18 protein-coding genes and 1 tRNA gene are annotated in these 19,978 nt (G+C 71.3%); 5 read left to right on the forward strand and 14 right to left on the reverse strand.

The annotated features are described in order from the left end of the window. Positions 1–21: 21 nt before the first annotated feature. From efeB to IE185_RS27890, 6 genes are all read right to left on the reverse strand, one after another. Positions 22–1,302 carry an iron uptake transporter deferrochelatase/peroxidase subunit gene (efeB, locus tag IE185_RS27865; protein WP_249040301.1) on the reverse strand — a complete coding sequence of 427 codons (1,281 nt, stop codon included), beginning with the start codon at positions 1,300–1,302 and terminating at the stop codon, positions 22–24. A 5-nt stretch (positions 1,303–1,307) separates the two neighbouring features. After that, the gene (locus tag IE185_RS27870) at positions 1,308–3,215 is read right to left on the reverse strand and encodes a copper resistance CopC/CopD family protein (protein ID WP_189716240.1); all 1,908 of its coding nucleotides are present in this window, start codon (positions 3,213–3,215) and stop codon (positions 1,308–1,310) included. A 10-nt stretch (positions 3,216–3,225) separates the two neighbouring features. After that, on the reverse strand, positions 3,226–3,681 hold the full coding sequence (locus IE185_RS27875; protein ID WP_138897325.1) for a copper chaperone PCu(A)C: 456 nt from the start codon (positions 3,679–3,681) through the stop codon (positions 3,226–3,228). Beyond that, entirely contained in the window at positions 3,678–4,340 is a 663-nt protein-coding gene (locus IE185_RS27880; protein ID WP_138897324.1) for an SCO family protein, read from the reverse strand. The genes IE185_RS27875 and IE185_RS27880 overlap by 4 nt, the downstream gene beginning before the upstream one ends. 34 nt (positions 4,341–4,374) lie before the next feature. Further along, positions 4,375–5,145, reverse strand: a complete 771-nt coding sequence (locus tag IE185_RS27885) for a YcnI family copper-binding membrane protein (RefSeq protein WP_138897323.1) — start codon at positions 5,143–5,145, stop codon at positions 4,375–4,377. A gap of 117 nt (positions 5,146–5,262) precedes the next feature. Beyond that, positions 5,263–6,072 carry a hypothetical protein gene (locus tag IE185_RS27890; RefSeq protein WP_138897322.1) on the reverse strand — a complete coding sequence of 270 codons (810 nt, stop codon included), beginning with the start codon at positions 6,070–6,072 and terminating at the stop codon, positions 5,263–5,265. A gap of 180 nt (positions 6,073–6,252) precedes the next feature. On the opposite strand from IE185_RS27890, the gene IE185_RS27895 reads away from it, so the two are divergent. Beyond that, positions 6,253–6,708, forward strand: a complete 456-nt coding sequence (locus IE185_RS27895; RefSeq protein ID WP_138897321.1) for an ATP-binding protein — start codon at positions 6,253–6,255, stop codon at positions 6,706–6,708. 48 nt (positions 6,709–6,756) lie between these two features. Here the strand turns inward: IE185_RS27895 and IE185_RS27900 are convergent, their stop codons facing one another. Both IE185_RS27900 and IE185_RS27905 read right to left on the reverse strand, forming a co-directional pair. Beyond that, on the reverse strand, positions 6,757–8,211 hold the full coding sequence (locus IE185_RS27900) for an aminopeptidase P family protein (protein WP_138897327.1): 1,455 nt from the start codon (positions 8,209–8,211) through the stop codon (positions 6,757–6,759). Positions 8,212–8,329: 118 nt separating this feature from the next. Beyond that, on the reverse strand, positions 8,330–9,829 hold the full coding sequence (locus IE185_RS27905; RefSeq protein WP_189716242.1) for a PP2C family protein-serine/threonine phosphatase: 1,500 nt from the start codon (positions 9,827–9,829) through the stop codon (positions 8,330–8,332). A 447-nt stretch (positions 9,830–10,276) separates the two neighbouring features. Here IE185_RS27905 and IE185_RS27910 point away from each other — a divergent pair, with 447 nt between their 5' ends. Together IE185_RS27910 and IE185_RS27915 are read left to right on the forward strand one after the other, a co-directional pair. Continuing rightward, positions 10,277–10,996, forward strand: a complete 720-nt coding sequence (locus IE185_RS27910; protein ID WP_138898158.1) for a bifunctional DNA primase/polymerase — start codon at positions 10,277–10,279, stop codon at positions 10,994–10,996. A gap of 204 nt (positions 10,997–11,200) precedes the next feature. Then, entirely contained in the window at positions 11,201–11,698 is a 498-nt protein-coding gene (locus tag IE185_RS27915; protein WP_229843733.1) for a hypothetical protein, read from the forward strand. A 204-nt stretch (positions 11,699–11,902) separates the two neighbouring features. Here IE185_RS27915 and IE185_RS27920 read toward each other — a convergent pair whose 3' ends face one another. The 3 genes from IE185_RS27920 to IE185_RS27930 form a co-directional block, all read right to left on the reverse strand. Then, entirely contained in the window at positions 11,903–12,877 is a 975-nt protein-coding gene (locus IE185_RS27920; RefSeq protein WP_138898156.1) for a DUF5926 family protein, read from the reverse strand. 161 nt (positions 12,878–13,038) lie between these two features. Continuing rightward, positions 13,039–13,605 carry an ATP-binding protein gene (locus tag IE185_RS27925; RefSeq protein WP_138898155.1) on the reverse strand — a complete coding sequence of 189 codons (567 nt, stop codon included), beginning with the start codon at positions 13,603–13,605 and terminating at the stop codon, positions 13,039–13,041. Between the two features lie 95 nt (positions 13,606–13,700). Next, the gene (locus tag IE185_RS27930; protein WP_138898154.1) at positions 13,701–14,519 is read right to left on the reverse strand and encodes a glycerophosphodiester phosphodiesterase; all 819 of its coding nucleotides are present in this window, start codon (positions 14,517–14,519) and stop codon (positions 13,701–13,703) included. Between the two features lie 224 nt (positions 14,520–14,743). Between IE185_RS27930 and IE185_RS27935 the strand changes: the two genes are divergently transcribed. Continuing rightward, the gene (locus tag IE185_RS27935; protein WP_189716244.1) at positions 14,744–16,240 is read left to right on the forward strand and encodes a S1C family serine protease; all 1,497 of its coding nucleotides are present in this window, start codon (positions 14,744–14,746) and stop codon (positions 16,238–16,240) included. Positions 16,241–16,284: 44 nt separating this feature from the next. Next, a tRNA-Ser gene (locus IE185_RS27940) sits at positions 16,285–16,371 on the forward strand. Between the two features lie 54 nt (positions 16,372–16,425). Here IE185_RS27940 and IE185_RS27945 read toward each other — a convergent pair. The 3 genes from IE185_RS27945 to IE185_RS27955 all read right to left on the reverse strand — a co-directional run bounded on the left by IE185_RS27945 (position 16,426) and on the right by IE185_RS27955 (position 19,732). Then, positions 16,426–17,559: an HTTM domain-containing protein gene (locus IE185_RS27945; protein ID WP_138898174.1), complete on the reverse strand. Its 1,134-nt coding sequence runs from the start codon at positions 17,557–17,559 to the stop codon at positions 16,426–16,428. Further along, the gene (locus tag IE185_RS27950) at positions 17,549–18,286 is read right to left on the reverse strand and encodes a DUF5819 family protein (protein WP_229843734.1); all 738 of its coding nucleotides are present in this window, start codon (positions 18,284–18,286) and stop codon (positions 17,549–17,551) included. Before IE185_RS27950 ends, IE185_RS27945 begins: the two co-directional genes overlap by 11 nt. A gap of 111 nt (positions 18,287–18,397) precedes the next feature. Next, a complete protein-coding gene (locus IE185_RS27955; RefSeq protein WP_138898175.1) occupies positions 18,398–19,732 on the reverse strand; it encodes an ice-binding family protein in 1,335 nt (444 codons plus the stop codon). Between the last annotated feature and the right edge of the window lie 246 nt (positions 19,733–19,978).

Below are 19,978 nucleotides of genomic sequence, written 5' to 3' on the forward strand. Positions count from 1 at the left end.
CGGAACGCGGCACGACCTCGCTCAGCCCTCCAGGAGCCGCTGCCCCACGTATTCCCCGTCCCGCGCCCCGCCGGGAACCGCGAACAGTCCGCTCGCCTCGTGCCGGACGAACGGCGAGAGCGCGTCCCCCCGGTCGAGTTTGCGCTGCACCGGCACGAAGCCGCGCAGCGGGTCCGCCTGCCAGCAGATGAAGAGCAGCCCCGCGTCCGGTGTGCCGTCCGCGCCGATCCCGTCGTGGTACGAGAACGGCCGGCGCAGCATCGCCGCGCCACCGTTCTGTTCGGGCGCGGAGATACGGGCGTGCGCGTTCGCCGGGATGACCGGCTTGCCGTCGGGGCCCGCCTTGTCCAGGTCGAGCTCGGTGGTCTCGGTGCCGCCGGTCAGCGGCGCTCCGTCGCTCTTCCGGCGTCCGATGACCTTCTCCTGGTCGCCGCGCGCCAGTTTCTCCCAGTCGTCGAGGAGCATCCGGATGCGGCGTACGACGGCGTACGAGCCGCCCGCCATCCACTCGGGTCCCTCGGCCCCGCCGTCGGCCGGCACGAAGACGCGCCGGTCGAAGTCGCTCTCGGACGGCTTCGGGTTCCCGGTGCCGTCGATCTGTCCCATCAGGTTGCGGGTCGTCATGGGGTGCGCGGTCGCGCCCGGGGAGCGGTTGAATCCGTTCATCTGCCACCGCACCCGGGCGGCTTCCCCGGCCTCCTTCTGGATCGCGCGCAGGGCGTGGAAGGCGACCAGCGCGTCGTCGGCGCCGATCTGCACCCACAGGTCGCCGTCGCTGCGCCGGGGGTCGAGGTGGTCGGAGGAGAAGTCGGGCAGCGGGTCGAGGGCGGCGGGGCGCCGCGCGTCCAGTCCCGTACGGCCGAAGAAGGTGCGGCCGAATCCGAAGGTGACGGTCAGCGAGGAGGGCCCGGCGTCGAGGGCGACGCCCGTGTCGCCGCCGGCGTCGGCGGGGGGCCGGCCGGCCGTCATCCTGCGGGCCGCCTCCGACCAGCGCCGCAGCAGCGCGGCGGCTTCCTTGCGGCCGGCGCCGGGGGCGAGGTCGAAGGCGACGAGGTGGCCGCGGGCCTGCAGGGGTGTGGTGATGCCGGCCTGGTGGGCGCCGTGGAAGGGGACGGCGGTGGACCCGACGGACGTCAGGGCCTTGCCGTCGGGGGCCGCCCCGGGGCCGGCGGCGGCGTACACGGTGGCTCCGCCGGTGGCGCCGAGCACGAGGCCCGCCGCCCCGGCGGCGCCCGCGGTGCCGATCAGCCGCCTCCTGGAGATGTCGCTCGCTCGGTGGTCGCTCACGGGTTTGTCGCTCACGCCGGTCAGCCGATCTTCACGTTCTTCTTGACGGTCACTTGGTCGATGTCGGAGGTGCGCACGGTCAGCTGGATCTCCCAGGTGCCCGGCATGGGGATCTGCACCGCCTTCGCGCTCCAGTGTCCGGTGGCGATGCGGTCGGGGGCGGCGGGGAGCGGACCGATCTCCTTGGAGTTCTCGGTGAACGCGACCTTCACCTCGGGTGCGTCCATGGCGCGCCCGTTGGGCCGCTGGAGCCACACGTGGAGGGCGTTCGCGCCGGAGCGCGCGGGGTCGAGTTCGACGCGCGCGGTGCCCTTGCCGTCCTCGCCGCCGGTGTCGAAGGGGATGCGTACGTCGACGGGCTCGGCCGGGGCGGGGGCGGCGGCGCCCCTGTCGCGTCCGGCCTCCTTCTCCTCGGTGCGTCCGGGCTCGGTGCTGGTCAGCACGGTCGTGACGGCCAGCAGCACCACGGCGACCGAGGCTTCCGCGAGCACGGAGCGCCGCAGGCCGAGCCGCTGGGGGTCGGCGTCGCGTACCCGCTTCACGCGCGCGGTCGCCACGGCCGCCTTCTGCCGGGCGAGCTGGGCGGCGCGTTCGGGGTCCGCGGGCACGGTGACGGGTTCGGGCTCCTCGGCGGTGTCCGCGCCGGCCGCTTCCTCCTGCGGCTCGTCGGCTTCGGCCGCGGCCTGTTCGGCCAGCCGGCCGGTCCAGCGGCGTGAGATCCAGGCGATGCCGACGAGGAGCGAGACCAGACCGATCTTGACGAGCAGGAGCTGCCCGTACGCCGTTCCGGTCAGCGCGGTCCAGGAACCGACCTGCCGCCAGGACTGGTAGAGGCCGGTGGCGGCCAGTACGGCGACGCTCGCGAACGCCACGCGGGAGAAGGCGCGCACGGCGCCGCGTTCGATGCCCGGCACCCGGTAGAGCGCGACGAGCAGCGCGGTGAGGCCGCCGAGCCAGGTGGCGACGGCCAGCAGGTGCAGTACGTCGACGGGCATGGCGAGGCCGGGCTGGATGCCGGTCGAGGCGTGCTCGGAGAGCGCCCAGGTGGCCGCGATCCCGGCGGCGAGGACCCCGCCGCCGAGGGTGAGGCCGAAGGTGAGGTCCTTCTTCTCCTGGGGGTCCTCCCTCTTGGCGTACGCGCCGAACAGCACGGCGACGAAGAGCGCGGCCGCGCCGAGCAGCAGCAGCCGTGAGACGAGCGCCGCGCCGGTCTTGGTCTCCAGTACGGCTTTGAGCCCGCTCAGGTCGAAGGCGTCGGCGAGCCGGCCCGACCCGGTGTACGGGGCGCGCAGCAGCAGCATCACGAGGGTGGAGGCGGTGAGGGTGATCCAGCCCTGTACGACGAGGCGTTGCAGCGGGCGTTCGGCCGCGCCCCGGTGCCAGCAGGCCAGGACGAACGCGCCGCCGCCGACGAGCAGGATGAAGCCGGCGTACGCGGTGTAGCGGGCGATGCCGTAGAGCGCGCCGACGAGGCCGCCGCCGGCGGTGGTCTCGGGGAGGGCGACGGTGGTCTTGGAGGGGGCGCCGACGGAGAAGGTGAAGGCCCCGGATATGGGGTGGCTGTCGGCGGAGACGGCCTGCCAGGCGACGGTGTACGTGCCGTCGGGCAGTCCGGCGTGCAGGGCGACGCCGTACTGGACGACGCCGCCGCTGCTCATGTCCTTCACTTCGCGCTTGTCGGAGCGCTTTCCGCTCGGTTCCAGGACGCGGATCGAGTCGTTCCCGAGAGCGATCTTCTCGGAGAACGTGAGGGTGACGAGCTTGGGCGCGGTGGCGACGACCGCCCCGTCCTTCGGGTTGCTTCCCGTGAGCGCCGCGTGGGCGGACGCGGGTGCGGCTCCTGCGAGCAGGGTGGCGAGGAGTGCCGTGATGACGAGCAGCAGTCTGATCACTGCGGCTGCTCCGAAGCGCGGGGCGGTTGCCGGCATGGTCAGTCCCTCACTGCTTGTCGGGGTTGTGGGTGGGCTCCTTCACGGGAAGCTCGGCCTTGACGGAGCCGGCCTTCTCGAAGTGCAGCTCCACGGTCACCGTGTCGCCCTGCCTGGGCTTCTTCTTCAGCTTGAGGAACATCATGTGGTTCCCGCCGCGTTCGAGGTCGAGTGCGCCGTTCGCGGGGACGTCGAAGGACGGGACTTCCCGCATCTTCTGGTCCTCGGCCTCGTGGATCTGGACTTCGCCCGCGATGTCGCTGGTGACGGAGGTGAGCTTGTCCGGGGTGTCGCCGTCGTTCCTGACGGTGAGGAAGCCGGCGGCCATGTCGTCCATGACGGGTTCCGGCATGAACGCCCCGCTGACGCTCAGTTCGGGTGCGTCGCCGCCGGAGGAGCAGCCCGCCAGTGCGAGGGCCGTGGCGAGCGCGGTGGCCGTCGCGAGTGCGGTGCGGCGGCGGTTCACGGGTTCTCCCCCTTGATGAGTGCGGGGAGGTCCTTGGCGTAGTCGTCCGCGGTGGTGTCCTCGCTGTAGAGGACGTATCCGGCGTCGGTCCTCGGGGAGAACGCGACGACCTGGGCGCCGTGCATGGAGACGACGGTGCCGTCCTTCTCCTTCTTGGGCGGGTCGATGCCGATGCCCATCTGGCGGGCCCCGGCCTGGATGGTCGGGAAGTCGCCGGTGAGTCCGGTGAACGCGGGGTCGCCGGCGCCCTTGAGCCACTTGCCGAGCGCCTGGGGGGTGTCGCGCTCGGGGTCGGTGGTGACGAAGACGACCCGCAGCTTGTCGCGGTCGGCCTGCGGGAGCTTCTTGTACGCGATGGCGATGTTGCTCATCGTGAGCGGGCAGACGTCGGGGCAGTTGGTGTAGCCGAAGTAGATGAGCGTCGGCTTGCCCTTGGTCCGCTCACGCAGGTCGTACTTCTTGCCCTGGGTGTCGGTGAGGACGAGGTCCGGCTTCTCGAAGGGCCGGTCGAGTACGGTCGCGGCCTTGTCGGCCGGGGCGGTGGAGACGTCCGTGACGGTCGTGGTGCCGCTGTCGGCCTTGTCGCCGCCGCAGGAGGACAGGGTGAGCGCGGCTGTGGCGGCGAGCGCCGCCACAGTCAGCGCGTGCTTCTTGCGCATGGAGATGGGTCCCGGTGTTTCGGTGGGGGAGGCGTCAGGACGTGCGGCGACGGCCCGCGAGTACGCCGAAGGCCACGCCGGCGGCGCCGACGAGGATGCCGACTACGGCGAGGACGCGGGCGGTGTTGTCGCTGCCGCCGGAGCTGTCGCTGTCGGCCGCCGCCGTCTCGCTCTTGTGGCCGGCGTCGTCCTTGTGGCCGGCCTTCTCGGCGTCGTCCTTGGCGTCGCTCTTCGCCTCGCCGCCGGACGCGCCGTGGTGGTCGTCACCGGCGGGCTCGGACAGCGTGAGGACGGGGGCGGGCGCCTGCGGCTCCTCCTCGCCCTCCTTCGGCTCCTCGATCCACCGGACGACCTCGTCGTTGTCGTACGTCTGGACGGCCTTGAGGACGAGCTGGTCGGCGTCCTCGGGCAGCTGTCCGAGGGAGAGCGGGAACTGCTGGAACTCGCCGGGGCCGATCTTGCCGCCGGTCCAGGTGACCTTGGAGACGGCTTCGTCGATCTCCTTGCCGTGGACCTTGAGCGGCTTGTCGAGCTTCGTCTTGGTGACGGCGGTCTTCCAGCCGGGGACGGGCTGCGGCATCACGGAGGACAGCGGGTGGTCGGTGGGGAAGGAGACTTCGAGCTTGACGGTCGAGGCGTTGTCCCGCTCGTTGGGCACCTTGACGTTGACGGTGGCGAAGCCGCCCTTCTCGGCGGGCCCGACGGGCTGCACGCCGACGTGCGCGAGGGCCGTTCCCGCGCACAGGAGGACGGCGGAAGCGGCGGCGCCGGCGACGGAGACGACAGACATACGGGTGACGTTCATGCGGGGAGCACTCCACGGAGCAGAGGTGAATGACGCGCCGGTGCGCGGGTGCGCACCGGTTTCGCGGCGCCGCTCCCGTGGGTCGGGCGTGGGTTTCACGCCGGGGAGTGCGCCGCGTCAGGCGGCGAGTACGAGCGCCTCGGCGGGCGGGCCGCGCCGGATCACCGTGTGCTGGAGGGCCTGCCCGGTGGGCCGCAGCGGTGTGACGAAGGGGGTGCGCGGGGTGCGCGGCTCGGGAGCGGGCGTTCCCGGGAGCGGCCCGGCGTTCAGGGACCGTACGAGGGCCAGGGCGGCGCGCAGCGCTCGTACGAGCGTGCCTTCCGCGACGCCGTGGGCGGAGAGCCGGACCAGCCGGGACAGCGCCACTTCGCCGCGCCGCAGGAGCCATCCGGTGGCGACGGCGGCCAGCAGGTGGCCGAGCAGCATGGGCAGGGTGGGCAGCAGCGCGGCGGCCGTCTCGGCGCCGCCCGGGTGCGCCGCGTGCGCGGTGTCCGCGACGTGCCGCTGCGCCGCGTGTACGGAGGCGGGGTCGATGCCCGCTTCGGTGATGACGCGGCGCGCTTCGGCGGTGCTGAGCGGCAGGGCGCCCGCGCCGCACACGAGTTTCGCCGCGAAGGTGCGCAGCGAGGTGTCGGTGGCGGCGCGTTCCAGGGCCGGGCTGTGCTGGCCGAGGCCGAAGAGGGTGTGCAGGGCGAGCTGCCCGCAGGCGAGCGCGGCGGCGATGGCGGGCATCGGGCGGGCGCGTCCGGCGAGCGGTGCGACCAGCGCGAAGACGGCGGCGCCGCCGAGGGCCAGCGTCCACCAGGGGACGGTGGCGCAGGACGCCATGGCGTGTCCGGTCGCGGACAGCACGACACAGACCGCGGTGAACACCGCGGTCCTCAGCAGCCGCGAACGGGCTCCGGCGCGTGCGACGGACGTAGACATGGCCCGGACATCATCGCACTGCGTCCACGGCATTCCTACGGCAGGTCCCGGAGCGTATACACCGGCACAAGGAGTGTGCGCGTCGGCCGAATGAGGGCAATCACGTTGACTCCACGCTTATGAAGGGTTGCGTGCGGCAATACGTAATCGTATGTCGAGCCGCAGCCAGGAGGCTGGAGCATGAGCATCTGGTGGTCTCTCCACTTGCGGCGCGAAGCCGCGAGCGTCCCGCTCGCCCGCCGCCTTCTGCTCGGCACCATGGAGACGGCGGGGGTGGATCCGGACATCTCCTACGACCTGTCGGTGGCGCTCAGCGAGGCATGTGCGAACGCGGTCGAGCACGGCGGGGACGATTCGGGAACGCCTTCGGCGGAATACCGCGTGACCGCTTATCTGGACGGCGAGAAATGCCGTATCGAGGTCGCCGACTCCGGGCCGGGCTTTCCCCCTGCCCGGTGGGGGCACCGCGCCGCTCTTCGCCCCGCGCACACGTCGGCGGAAAGCGGCAGGGGGCTGTGTCTCATCGAGCAGCTCGCGGATCACGTCCATTTCCGGAACAGGCCGGGGCAGGGGGCCGTGGTCAGTTTCGACAAGATCCTGAAATGGCGCGAGGGCGCACTGCTCAAGGTGTCCTGAAATAAGTCCCTGAGTGGTACGCCCCCGCGGGGTGGCCGTGGTGGTGCGTCAGCCCTGCTTGACCCGCGCCATCCAGGTCTCGACCTCGTCGGAGCGGCGCGGCAGCGCGGCGGACAGGTTCCGGTTGCCGTCCTCGGTGACGAGGATGTCGTCCTCGATGCGCACGCCGATGCCGCGGTACTCCTCGGGCACGGTCAGGTCGTCGGCCTGGAAGTACAGCCCGGGCTCGACGGTCAGGCACATGCCCGGCTCCAGTGTTCCGTCGGCGTACGCCTCGCGCCGGGCGGCGGCGCAGTCGTGGACGTCCATGCCGAGCATGTGGCCGGTGCCGTGCAGCGTCCAGCGGCGCTGGAGGCCGAGCTCCAGGACCTTCTCGACCGGGCCTTCGACGAGGCCCCACTCGACGAGCTTCTCGGCGAGCACGCGCTGCGAGGCGTCGTGGAAGTCGCGGTACTTCGCACCGGGCTTCACGGCGGCGATGCCGGCTTCCTGGGCCTCGTACACCGCGTCGTAGATCTTGCGCTGGAGGTCGGTGAAGGCGCCGTTGATCGGCAGGGTGCGGGTGACGTCGGCGGTGTAGAGGGTGTGGGTCTCCACGCCGGCGTCGAGGAGCAGCAGGTCGCCGGAGCGTACGTCGCCGTCGTTGCGCACCCAGTGCAGGGTGGTGGCGTGCGGGCCGGCGGCGCAGATGGAGCCGTAGCCGATGTCGTTGCCCTCGACGCGGGCGCGCAGGAAGAAGGTGCCCTCGATGTAGCGCTCACTGGTGGCCTCGGCCTTGTCGAGGATCCGGACGACGTCCTCGAAGCCGCGGACGGTGGAGTCGACGGCCTTCTGGAGCTCGCTGATCTCGAAGTCGTCCTTCACGGCGCGGGCCTCGGAGAGGTAGACGCGCAGTTCCTCGTCGCGTTCGGCGGTGACCTTGTCGGTCAGGGCCGCCTCGATCCCGGCGTCGTGGCCGCGGACGCAGCGGACCGGGCCGGTGGCCCCGGTCAGCGCGGCGGCCAGCTCGCGGACGTCCTTGGCGGGGATGCCGAGGAGCTGCTCGGCCTCGGTGAGGGAGTGGCGGCGGCCGACCCACAGCTCGCCCTGGCCGTCGAGCCAGAACTCGCCGTTCTCACGGTCGGAGCGGGGCAGCAGGTAGAGGGTGGCGTCGTGGCCGCCGTCGGCTTCCGGGCGGGGTTCCAGGACGAGGACGCCGTCCTGGGTCTGGTCGCCGGTGAGGTACGCGTACTCGGTGGCGGCGCGGAAGGCGTACTCGGTGTCGTTGGAGCGGGTCTTGAGGTTGCCCGCGGGGATCACCAGGCGCTCGCCGGGAAAGCGGGCGGAGAGCGCGGCGCGGCGGTCGGCGGTGTGCGCCGCCTGCGCGACGGGCTTCAGGTCGTGCAGTTCGGTGTCGGCCCAGCCGGTCTTCATGTTCTCGGCGAGCTCGTCGGAGACGCCCGGGTACAGGCCGTTCTTCCGCTGCTTGATCGGCTCTTCGGTCTCTTCCGGGGTCTCCGGCATGAGCTCTTCGGACACGGCTGTCTCCTCGATACGACACTGGACCGCCCTCCATCGTATGTGCGAAGGGAAGACGGCCCGGGGCCCTGTGGACAACTGTGAGGAACCAGTCGAAGCGGAATCAGTCGAACCGGACGGCGAGCAGGACGACGTCGTCGGCCGAGTCCGCCGTGTCGGCGCCGTCGGGCAGCACCGTGCGCAGGACGTGGTCGGTGATCGCCTCGGGGTCGTTCCGGTCGGCCCGGGGCACGCCCGCGGCGGCGGCGTGCAGCCGCGCGAAGGCGCGGTCCATGGGGTCGCCGGTGCGCTGGAGCAGCCCGTCGGTGTAGAGGAGCACCGTTTCTCCTGGGGCGGGCACGAGCTCCACGCTCGGGGCCTCCCAGCAGGACAGCATGCCGAGCGGCGCGGAGAGCGAGGTCTCGACGTACTCGGTGCGCCGCTCGCCGACGATCAGCGGGGGGCTGTGCCCGGCGCCGGCCAGCACGATCTTGCGGCGGGCCGGTTCGCAGTAGGCGAAGAGGGCGGTGGCGGACCGGGCCGGTTCGGTGAGCCGCAACAGCAGCTCCAGGTCGGACAGTACGGCGACGGGGTCCTCGCCCTCCATCACGGCGTACGCCCGCAGGCTGGCCCGCAGCCGGCCCATCGCGGCGACGGCGCTCGGCCCCGACCCGGAGACCGACCCGACGGCCAGTCCCAGGGCTCCCTCCGGCAGGGGCAGCGCGTCGTACCAGTCACCGCCGCCGCGCGGTCCGGTGCGGTGGCGGGCGGCGAGCCGCACTCCGGCGACGCGGGGGAGCCGGCTGGGCAGCAGTCCCTCGGCGACGGTGGCCACTTGGGCGCGGGCCTGTTCGAGTTCGAGCAGCCGGGCGAGGTGTTCGGCGGCGTAACGGGCGTAGAGGCCCGCGAGGTGCCGTCGGCGTCCTTCGGGTTCGGCCGGTTCGTCGTACAGCCAGACGGCGGCGCCGAGGCGGCCGGCCGCCTCGGTGGCCAGCGGCAGGGCGTAGCTGGCGGCGTATCCGAGGCGGGCGGCGACTTCGCGGTGGCGGGGGTCGAGTTCCGGCTCGCCCAGGAGGTCGGGGTGGGCGATCTCGCTGGGGCGGGGGCTGCCGGGGATGCCGTCGAGGAGCCGTCCGTACGACGTGGAGCCGCGCGGCACCGTCTCGATGTGACCGAGTTCGGCGTGGGCGAGGCCGAGGCCGACGGTGGTGGCCGGGCCGAGCCCGCCGGCGGGTTCGAGGACGACGAGGCCGCGGCGGGCGCCCACGAGGGCGGCGCCGGCGCGCAGCAGTTCGTCCAGGGCGGTGTCGAGCGAGCGGGTGCGGACCAGGCGTTCGGTGAGTTCGTGCAGGGTGGTGAGGTCGGAGACCCAGCCGGCCAGCCGGTCCTGGAGGACCGCGCCGGCGGCGGATGGGGCAGGAGTCGACGGGTGGGGCGCGACAGTGTGCGCCGGGGGCGGAACCAGGGGATCGATTCCGGCCACTTTCGGAACGTGCGGGGCGCTCATGATCGCAAGCTTTCCAGCTGGTGCGTTCTGCTCAATAGCATCGCAAACCCCCATGTCATTCTGCGCCGCTATCAATGCATCCACATGTACACGCACAAGTAAGGGGATGTCCAGCATTGTCAACGTGGGACTCTTGGTGTCTGTGGGATAGCCAACTTGGCCTAAAAATGCCACACACGGCCACAATTTGCGGTCGACTGAGGCCACTCGACAGCGCGTCATATCGACCGTGACGGGTACGTAATCGGTGATGGCCAGGGGCAGTTGGGACCGCCCCGGAACCTGGCGGCGGACCTGGGCGTCTTAATCGCCGGGGCCGCGCCCCATCCCCGAGTAGCGGGACAGCACCACTTCACGCTCTCCGACGGATCAGTACAGCGCCATGTGTGCGCCACCCTCCGCTACGTTTCACGCCCGGTCCCGACGGGCTGCCCGTGCCGCAGGCTGAAATGGCGGCGACGCACCACCAGTACGCAGTCCAGTACGCGACGTGCACGCTCAGTGAAGATATGCACACATGGTGTGATATGGACCTCGGCGTTCAACGGAAAGGAACGAGCGCTCATGCGCGAGATCCCCGGAAGGCGACGCAGGCTCCCGTTCCGGCGAAGTGAGGAGCCTGCCCGACTCGGCGCGGCGCTGACCTGCGCCACGGCCTGGCGATGGCCGGTCCTCCCCGGTGTGGGCCTGACATCGGCGGGCGGCCGCGGCGGCCCCGGACAGACCTGCGCCTGTCCCGATCCCGAATGCGTGGTTCCCGGCGCGCACCCGTTCGACCCGGGCATCCTGGCGGCCACCACCGACCCCCGCATGATCCGCTGGTGGTGGACCAACCGCCCGGCGGCGCCCGTCCTGCTGGCCACCGGCGGCACGGCGCCGTGCGCGATCAGCCTCCCCGCGGTCGCCGGCGCGGTCGCGCTGACGGCGCTCGACGGCATGGGGACGCGCCTGGGGCCGGTCGTCGCGACGCCGACCCGCTGGTCGCTCCTGGTCGCGCCCTACACCCTGGAGCGGCTCGGCGAGCTGCTGTACGCCAAGGACCGGGTGCCCAGTTCGCTGCGGTTCCACGGGGAGGGCGGTTACCTGGTGCTGCCGCCGTCCCGGACGGGCGCCGGTCAGGTGAGGTGGGAGCGGGCGCCGTTCCCGAGCTCCCGGCTTCGTTCGAGCGGCAAGGAGCCCGCCGGTTCCGCCGCGCCCTGGCTGCCCGATGTCGAGGCGGTCGTGGACGCGCTGGTCGCGGCGAGCAACGGCGCGCCGGACGGCGGCAGCAGGCTCGCGTACTGAACGGCGAGGCCCGGCGCGCGAGGGCCGGTGGTGGCGGAATTTCGACGACGCCCCGCCGGCTCTCACTCGTACGGGTGTGAGCGGGGCCGTGTTCCGGGCAATCGGGCGCGCGGCTGCCCGCGCACACGCCATCCGTCGATATCTTCGGCCCACCGTCAAGAATGTCCGGGCACTCGACAGGTGGGACCCGCCTTGAATCTCCGCATGACCGGGCTCGCGGCCGTCGTGGTGTTCACCGCCCTGCTGCCGCTGGCCGGCGCGTCGGCGGAGCCCGAGGTGGAATCCGCGCCGGCGCCCGAGCCCGCGCCCACGCCCGTACCGGCCGACGCGAAGGCGGCCGCGGCCCCGGTGCCCGACGCGTCCGCGCGGTGCGGTCCTGAGCTCCGCTCCCCGGAGGGCGTCGAGGCCCAGACCTGTGTGCTGACCAGGGGCGGCCGTACCTGGGCGCGCACGTACTACCGCAACGCCACGGGCGCGGAGCTGCGGTCCGTCGTACTCGCCCTCATGGGGCCCGCCGGCCGGACCGTTCAGATGTATTGCGCGTTGGGCGCGGAGGACGAACCCGGGGTGTGCGAAACACCGCGTGAGCGTTCGCGCGGAAAGGCCGGCGAATACGTGGCGGTCTCGGAGTTCGCGGCGGCGGCGGACGGGCCGCTGCTCCTGCGCTCCGGCAGCAACTCGGCGGCGCCTGCGCCCCGTTGACCGGTCGGCGTGGAGGCCGGCGGGGCCGGGATACAGAAAGACCCGGTCGCTGGCGACGGGGGATGCACCAGCGACCGGGCACTTAGAACGGTAACAAGAGATCTGCGGTTGGCAAATTCGATCTCCCTTATTCAGACAGGGATTTACCTGCTGATAGGGAAGTTGTGACGGGTGTCACCGATCGGCCGACAGAAACCGCGTGCTTCAGCTGAGCGTCACCTGGCGATTGGTGAGGCCGCCCCGAGCGCGGCGCTCCTCCGGGGTGAGCGGCGCGTCGGAGGCGAGCGCCCCGGCGAGCCGCTCGGCGAACTCGGCCGCCGGCTTCTCGACGTCCTGCGCCTTCGTCTCGCTCGGCAGGTCCCAGACCGGAACCATCAGGCCGTGCGCCCGGAAGGAGCCGACGAGGCGGGTGCCCTCGCCGAGCGACGACGTACCGGCGGCGTGCAGCCGTGCCAGCGCGTCGAGGAGCTGGTCCTCGGCGTGCGGCATGACCCAGCGCAGGTGGTTCTTCTCGGGCGTCTCGCACCAGTACGCGGCGTCGACACCGGAGAGCCTGACGGTCGGGATGGCGGCGGCGTTGGCACGCTCCAGGGAGGCGCTCACCTCGGGGGTGGCGTTCTCCGCGTCGGGGACCCAGAACTCGAACCCGGAGTGCACCTCGGGCTCGAAGGACGCGTCCGCGGCCAGGAGGTCCTGCAGGCGCGGACCGTCGGCCGGGGCGCGCTCCGCGGCGACCGGGGTGCCGGGCTCGGCGGTGAGCGCGCGCCGCAGGGTGTCGGCGAGGTCACGGCTGAGGTCACCGGAGGGCGTGTCGTTCTGCAGGCCGAGCAGGACGGAGCCGTCGTCGCGGCGCAGGGCCGGCCAGGCCATCGGGAGGACGGTCGCCAGCGTGACGGAGGGGACGCCGTCGGGCAGCCCGTCCTTCAGCGTCAGCCGCGCCGTCGCGGCGGGCACCAGCTCGCGCAGGGCGACCCAGTCGCTCTCGCCGGCGAGCCCCTCGAAGGGGCGCTGGACGAGTTCGGTGACGGCGTGCGCGGCCGCACGGCCGTGGCACGCCTTGTAGCGACGTCCGGAACCGCACGGGCAGGGCTCGCGGGCCCCGACGACCGGCACCTCCCCGTCGGTCACCTGGGCCTGCGGCTTGGTTCCCCTTGCGGGCTGGGGGCGCTTCTTGGCCATGGCTTGGCTTCTCCCGTTCACGGCAGTGCTGTGTCGGGCGCGAGCCTAGCCGCTGGACGGGCGCCGGCGACGACCGGCGACGACCGGCAGCCATCGGCGACCGGCGGCAACGACCGGCGCCCAGAGGCAGCGCGGGCGCCGGTGAGGGCCGGACGCGAGGGTCAGCCGAGTTCGCCGAGGTCGTCGAACGGGTCCGCGAAGTCGAGCCCGGGGACGGCGACACGCGTAGCGAAGTCCTCGCGCCGGTGCCCGTCGGTCACCTCGACCCACACCGTGACCTCGCCGGCCGCGCTGTCCCGTACGCCCCAGTCCTGTGCCAGGGCCGTGATGATGTTGAGCCCGCGGCCGCCGCGCGCGGTGACCGAGGGCGTGGCCGGAACCGGTCGGGTCGGACCGCCTCCGTCCGTCACTTCGACGGTCAGCCTGCCGGTCGGGTCGACGCGCCACGCGGCGCGGACGTCACCGTCGCCGACCTCCGCCTGGCCCAGCGGCCTGCCGTGACGGCAGGAGTTGCTGAGCAATTCGGAAAGGATCAGCACGGCATCGTCGATGACCGCATCGGACACCCCGTTGACGCGCAGTTCGTCACGCATACGGCGTCTTGCCTCACCCACGCCCGCAGGGCCATGGGGTACGGCCATGCTCGACGACGTGGGCACTTCATGTGCCACCACCAACGCCACCCCCGAGACCTCCTTCGCCCCACGCCAGGGAGTGAATGCCCCAATGGCCTGGACCGGAAACCGGCCAAGCGCGGGTCAGTGACGCACTCGGGACGGTCGAACACGCAGCGAACGCGCCGGTGCACTCCCCGTGACGCCGTTCACAGCCGCCCGAGCTGGGCCAGGACCTGCTTCGGCCGGTTCGTGATGATGGCCTCCACCCCCAGGCGTACGCACAGGTCGACGTCCTCCGGCTCGTTCACCGTCCACACGTGCACCCGGTGGCCCGCGCGGTGCAGCCGCGCGATGTACCCGGGGTGGTTGCGGACGATCCGGATGCCGGGGCCGGCGATGTGCGAACCGGCCGGGAGCCGTCCGTCGCGCAGGCGCGGCGAGACGAACTGCATCAGGTAGACGGTCGGCAGGGTGGGCGCGGCGGCCGCCACCCGGTGCAGCGAGCGCGCCGAGAAGCTCATGACGCGTACGGGCGAGGGCTCGTCGGCCGCGGGGGCGTCCAGTCCGAAGCGCTTCAGCAGGTGCAGCAGCCGCTCTTCCACCTGGCCGGCCCAGCGGGTCGGGTGCTTGGTCTCGATGGCCAGTTCCACGCGGCGCCCGGCGTCCGAGACCAGTTCGAGGAGCCGCTCCAGTGTCAGTACGGAGGTGAACTCGCCGGGGGTCTGCCCCCGGGCGGGGTCCCAGTCCGGGGACTCCGCGCTGTCGCGCCAGGAGCCGAAGTCGAGGGCGGCGAGGTCGGCCAGTTCGAGGGCGGAGACGGCGCCGCGGCCGTTGGAGGTGCGGTTGACCCGCCGGTCGTGCACGCAGACGAGGTGCCCGTCCGCGGTGAGCCGTACATCGCACTCGAGGGCGTCGGCTCCGTCCTCGATCGCCTTCATGTACGCCGCCAGGGTGTGCTCGGGGGCGTCCTCGGAGGCGCCGCGGTGAGCGACGACCTGGATGGTGTGCTGCCGTGCTTGGGTCACCGCGTCATGGTGTCACCGCTGACGGGTAGGGGGAAAAGCGCGTCCCGGGAACGACTGGTCGGCCGCGCAGGGGATGCGACCGTTTTGCCCGAAGTAAAGGATGTTCCCTGGATGCACAGGAACCGCTTACGGTCGTCTGACGTGCGGTGGGAAAAGCTGACACCGGACACTTGCACAGTGGTGACGTTGACCGAGAACGACGTGGGACCGAGGAGAAGAGAGCTGTGAGCACCGAGAACGAGGGCACTGCGGTCCCGGCCGCCCCTTCAGCACCTCCCGTGCCGGTGGCCGCTCCCGGGCCCGCCTCCGACCCCACGGGAACGAACGCCACGGGTACGCACCCGGCGGACCCGGGACCGGAGCCGGCCCCCTACGCCCCCGCCCAGCCCGCGCACACCCCCACGACGCAGGGCGGCGCGCAGGGCCGCACGGACGAGGCGCAGCCCGGCTACATGCCGGTCGCGCAGCCGCACGCCGCGCCGCAGGATTCCGGGGCCGGCTGGCCGCCGCCTCCCCCGTCGCACCCGTACGGCGGCGGCGGTCACGGCGGCAGCGGCGGCCCCGCGTGGGGCGCGCCCGTACCGCCCGGCCCGCGCCGGAAGCGCTCCGGCGGCCTGGTCGCCGCGGTGCTGGCGGCCGCACTGGTCGCGGGCGGTGTCGGCGGCGGCATCGGGTACTGGGCCGCCGAGCGCAACGACAACTCCGTCGACTCCACCACGGTGTCCGCGTCCGGCACGACGAAGGACTTCAAGCGCGACGCGGGAACCGTCGCGGCCGTCGCGGCCAAGGCGCTGCCGAGCGTCGTCACCATCGAGGCGCAGGGCGGCGACGGCGAGGGCGGCACGGGAACGGGCTTCGTCTACGACGAGCAGGGCCACATCGTCACCAACAACCACGTGGTGGCGTCCGCCGCGGACGGCGGCGACCTGTCCGTCACCTTCTCCAACGGCAAGAAGTACGACGCCGAGGTGGTCGGCCGGGCGGAGGGGTACGACGTGGCCGTACTGAAGCTGAAGAGCGCCCCCGCGGGCCTCGCCCCGCTGCCCCTGGGCGACTCCGAGAAGGTCACCGTCGGCGACTCGACGATCGCCATCGGCGCTCCCTTCGGCCTGTCGAACACGGTCACCACCGGCATCATCAGCGCCAAGAACCGTCCGGTGGCCTCGGGCGACGGCCAGAACAGCAAGGCCTCGTACATGAGCGCCCTGCAGACAGACGCCTCGATCAACCCGGGCAACTCGGGCGGCCCGCTGCTCGACGCGAGCGGCGCCGTCATCGGCATCAACTCCGCGATCCAGTCCGCCGGTACGGGCGGCTTCGGCCAGTCCCAGGCGGGCTCCATCGGCCTCGGTTTCGCGATCCCGGTGAACCAGGCCAAGACGGTCGCCAAGCAGCTCATCAAGACCGGCAAGCCGGTGTACCCGGTCATCGGCGCGACGGTCTCCATGGACCCGAAGAGCGACGGCGGCGCCGTCATCGCCGACCGCGGCACGGGCGGCACGGAGGCGGTCCCGTCGGACAGCCCGGCGGGCCGGGCCGGCCTGAAGGCGGGCGACGTCATCACGAAGCTCGACGACCGCGTGATCGACAGCGGCCCGACCCTGATCAGCGAGATCTGGACCCACACGCCGGGCGACAAGGTGACCCTCACGTACGAGCGCGAAGGCAAGACGTCGACGGCCGAAGTCACCCTGGGCCAGCGCGAGGGCGACGACAGCTGACCGGCTAGGCTGTTCCCCGCACCACCGCGCGCCGGTGGCGCGAGGGTGGGTTGCCCGAGCGGCCTAAGGGAACGGTCTTGAAAACCGTCGTGGCAGCGATGTCACCGTGGGTTCAAATCCCACACCCACCGCATGCGAACGGCCCCCGACCAGGTTCATCGGTCGGGGGCCGTCGGGCTGTCCGGTCACTGCGTGGCGGAACTCGGCGTCGTCGTCAGCACTGGGCCCGGCTGCGCCGGTACGTGCGCGGATTCCGGCCCGCGCGAGGCGTCCGCGCTCCCGGCACCGATGCGTTGGGTGGTGCGCCGCCACAGCCGCCCCAGGAACCGGTAGAAGCGATCCGGCAGGAACACGGCGTCCGCGACGATCATGGCGCCGGAGAAGAGAGGCAGCCCCATGAGCACGGCGATACCGATGTGCATGCACAGCAGCAGGGCGAGGACGGGGTACTTGAGCCTGCCGAAGAGCACGAACGGGAAGGCGACCTGCAAGAGCACCGTCAGGTAGCAGGCGGCCGTGATCGCGATCGGGTACTGGTCCACGAGGTGGGAGAGTGCGGGCCAGGGCTGGAAGAGTTCGAGGTTCAGAGCGTAGTGGAGCGCGGTGCCGTTGCCCCAGGTGGCGCCCTGGACCTTGTACAGGCCGGTCGATCCGTAGAGGAAGCAGACTTGGGCCGCGATGACGAAGATGCCGCAGTTGTGCACCACGGTGGTCAGGGTGATGCGGGCGTCCCGGAGTTGTTGTGAGGAGAGGCTTCGCATCGGCGCGGGCATGCCGCCCGCACGAGCCGCTCCGACCCGGCCTCTGCGCGCGTCCAGGGACCAGCGCCGGCCGCACGCGGTGAGGACGAGGTAGACCGCCATCAGCAGGATCAGGTTGTCGCCCCCGTCCGTCATGAAGATCGCTCGCGCGTGGAACGACACCACCACGACGGCGAAGAGGACGGACATGACGCGAGTGCGCCAGCCCAGCATGAACAGAGCGGACGTGACGAGGGCCATCGCGTAGCAGAGTTCGAAATAGGCGCGGCTGTCGGACAGGGTCAGGAAGCTGTTCCACCCCGTCTGGTCGAACAGCTGTTGTGCCAGCGCGGATGTCCACGGGGAGCTGGGGCCCCAGATCTCGTGGCGGTGCGGGAACTCGCGCAACAGGAAGATCAGGTAGAGCAGTCCGTAGCCGATGCGCAGCACCGACGCGGCGTACAGCGACACCGGACGGTCGGTCACGAGGTTCCAGAGAGTGCGGATCCGCTCGACGGTCCACTGCACAGCGCCGGCGGACACGGTCGGGACGGTTGTGGGGGTCTGCTCAGTTCCCATGGGTGGTCACCTTCCACCAGGGCAGAAGCCGGGTCTCGGCGGGCGTCCGCGGGCTGCCGCTAGTTACTGCGCCGGGTGCGGGGATGGTCTGTGTGACGACACGCAGCTGAATGAAGTCGAATGGGCCGCTGGTGTGGGCGGCGACGCGGTCCGTGGCGATGTTGGTCAGATACTTCTGGATCATTACGGCGCGTTCCGTGCGTGCCTTGTCATCTCCTCCGTGTGTCTCGGTGTAGGAGGTCCAGGCGCGGCGCATCAGGTTCTGCGTCGTGTGGCTCGGGAAGGGGTTGTGCTCGACCGCGGAATTGTCCACGGCAGTCAGGTCGAACCAGGAGCTCACCTCGACCGATCCGTCGGTTCCGGTGTGGGCGGTTCTCACCAGGATCTGCCGGTTGACGGAGTCGGGGTCCGGGGCGAAAAGGCGCCAGTTCTGCTCGAAGTAGGGATACACCCATGCGTTGATCGCCGGGGTGTATCTCTTCGAGACGGTGTTGGCGGGTGCCACGTGAAGGAACACCAGAACGACATGGGCGAGAGTCGTGACCAGACACAGGGCCACAGTGGTGCGCAGCCCCGCTTTCAGTGCACGGGCACCCAGATTCAGCCTGTCGGAGGTGACCAGCCCGCCATGAGATTCCTGTGGGGCCGGGCCAGTATCAGATTGCTGGTCTTTCTTCGCACCAGCTGATCTCATTGTGTTCGGCACCGCCCACCCTGTCTTTTCCATTTCGGCTACTCGCGCCTGGTGTTTTTCTGGCTGTCACCGACGGTGCACGGCGGATTCGAGGATTCCGCCGTGCACCGTCATTCGGTGAGCGGGTTTACGGCAGTGTGCTGCCTAGCCCTGGTGGCTCGCGGGCTTGTCGCCGTAGCCGTAGCTGTAGACGTCGTCCTCGTCGCCGTGGCCGGGCTTGTCGGGCGCTCCGTCGTGGCCGTGGCCCGGCTTGTCACCGTGACCCGGTTCGCCCGGCTTGTCACCGTGATCCGGTCCGCCCGGCTTGTCACCGTGATCCGGTCCGCCCGGCCCGTCGTGATGGCCAGGCCAGTCGGGCTTGTCGTGGTGGTCCGGCTTGCCGGGCTTGCCGGGCTTGCCGCCGGGCCCGCCGGTGGTGTTTCCGGCGATGTTGCCCTGCGTGTTCCCGCCGGTGGTGTTCCCGGCAGTGTTTCCGGCAGTGTTCCCGGAGGTGTTGCCCTGCGTGATCCCGGAGGTGTTGCCCTGCGTGTTCCCGGAGGTGTTGCCGGAGATGCTCCCCGATGTACTTCCGCCCACGATGCCGACGATGGGGCCGTCGAGGACGGGTCCGCCCAGAACTCCTCCACTGATCAGGCCACCGGTGGTTCCACCGGTGGTCGCGCCGGCAGTCGTGCCGGCGGTCGTGCCGGTCGTGGTGCCGGTGGTCGTGCCGGACGTCGTTCCACCGGTGGTGGTCGAGCACCCACCGAGGAAGATGCGGTTGTTGTCGAGCGTCACGGCGCCGTTACGGGCCAGCGCCCGGCCCTCGATGTTCGCCCCCGTGGTCACGCTGATGGAGGTCAGAGCCATGATGGTGCCCACGAAGGTGGAGTTGGTGCCGAGTGTCGCCGAACTCCCGATCTGCCAGAACACGTTGCACGGCGAAGCGCCGTTCGTCAGGAATACCCGGCTGGCGGATGCCGTCGTCAGCGTCGAGGGAATCTGGAACACCCACACGGCGTTGGGGTTTCCCCCGGCGTTCAGGGTCAGGTCGCCGCTGAGCAGCACACCTCCGGACTCGCGTGTGTGAACGCCCGGGAGCAGCTCCTGGCCCGCTCCGATCGCCGAACCGAGCGCGAAGTCCTGGGCCTGGCCGGCGGCGTTGTTGTAGGCGACGATCAGATCACTCTTGGCCTGCAGGGCCTGAGCGTCCGCAGCGTGCACGGCACCGCGCACCTCACCGGGCGGAAACCCGCTGATGGACGGAGTCGGGTGTGTCCCAAGGTCGTGGTCGATCACCGTGGGGCCGGTGTTGGTGACACCCGAGCCTGCCAGTACGGAGTAACTGGCCGCTGTGCCGAGAGGTACGGCGGTGGCGATGGCCAGTGCCGTTGTCGGGGTTACGGCGACCATGACGGCGGCGACCGTTGCGGCGAGAGCCGAGGCCAGCCAGCCGGACAATGCGCGGCGCCGAGCCGCTTGAGGGAACTGCAGCTTCATCGAGAGGCCATTTCCTTTGGGGGGCCGGGGCGTGGCGTACCGGGCCCTACCGATCGCCCGGGAAGCCGTGTACGTCGCTGCATATTACGCAGGAAAATGCGCGTGCCAGCAATAAGTAAGGGTAGGGTGGGAATGATTACTCATTCGACGGCGCGAAGCGCGATGAAGATATGTAAAGTCGCATTGTTCATCATCGGATATGGACCCCGATGCGCCGGGTGCTATTACCTCAGATGAGGGAATAGC

The organism is Streptomyces chryseus, assembly GCF_014650755.1.
GTDB lineage: Bacteria > Actinomycetota > Actinomycetes > Streptomycetales > Streptomycetaceae > Streptomyces > Streptomyces chryseus.